Source organism: Ulvibacter antarcticus (genome assembly GCF_003688405.1).
Lineage (GTDB): Bacteria > Bacteroidota > Bacteroidia > Flavobacteriales > Flavobacteriaceae > Ulvibacter > Ulvibacter antarcticus.
This window is the reverse complement of record NZ_REFC01000010.1, coordinates 1-1,288: the sequence shown is the minus strand read 5'-3', so window position 1 is coordinate 1,288 and position 1,288 is coordinate 1. Positions and strand designations below refer to the sequence as shown.

At 42.7% G+C, this 1,288-nt stretch carries 1 pseudogene; it reads left to right on the top strand.

Annotated elements, in window-relative coordinates:
- Positions 1-1,288: pseudogene (locus BXY75_RS17060) on the top strand (hypothetical protein); the annotation flags it as partial.

The following is a 1,288-nucleotide window of genomic DNA, read 5'->3' as shown; positions in this document are numbered from 1 at the left end:
TTAGATCCAAACGATGTTAGTTTAACACCAGTAACTACTGGACCATTGACAGTGAATGCTGATGGAACGGTAACAGTTGCAGCAGGAACCGACTCAGGAACCTATACAGTAGTGTATACTATTTGTGAAATTGCTGTTCCAACGAACTGTGATGATGCTACGGTAACGGTAGTAGTTGATGGAACGATGGATGCTGTAGATGATGATTACACCGCAACTGCTCAAGAAGGAGTTGATGGAATTACCTACACTGATATTTTAGATAATGATACTTTAAACGGAGTAGCGGTTGATCCAAATGATATTACGATCACCCCAAACACGAACGGACCACTGACAGTAAATGCCAATGGAACGGTGGATGTAGCTCCTGGAACGGGACCTGGAACATATACAGTAACCTATACTATTTGTGAGATTGCAGTTCCAACGAACTGTGATACTGCAACAGTAACAGTTGTTGTTGGTAACCCTGATCCTATCGAGGCAGTGGATGATGATTATTCGGCCACTCCGGTAAATGGAACTACAGGTGGAACTGTATCAAATGTATTTGATAACGATACTTTAAATGGTGTATTGTTAGATCCAAACGATGTTAGTTTAACACCAGTAACTACAGGACCATTGACAGTGAATGCTGATGGAACCGTAACGGTTGCTGCAGGAACTGCCTCAGGAACCTATACTATTGTTTACACTATTTGTGAAATTGCTGTTCCAACGAACTGTGATGATGCTACGGTAACGGTAGTAGTAGACGGAACGATGGATGCAGTAGATGATGACTACACCGCAACTGCTCAAGAAGGAGTTGATGGAATCACCTACACTGATATTTTAGATAATGATACTTTAAACGGAGTAGCGGTAGATCCAAATGATATAACGATCACCCCAAACACGAACGGACCACTGACAGTCAATGCCAATGGAACGGTAGATGTAGCTCCTGGAACGGGACCTGGAACATACACAGTAACCTACACTATTTGTGAGATTGCAGTTCCAACGAACTGTGATACTGCAACAGTAACAGTTGTTGTTGGGAATCCTGATCCAATCGAGGCAGTAGATGACGATTACACAGCAACTGCTCAAGAAGGAGTTGATGGAATCACCTACACTGATATTTTAGATAATGATACTTTAAACGGAGTAGCGGTTGATCCAAATGATATAACGATCACCCCAAACACGAACGGACCACTGACAGTAAATGCCAATGGAACGGTGGATGTAGCTCCTGGAACGGGACCTGGAACATACACAGTGACCTATACGATTT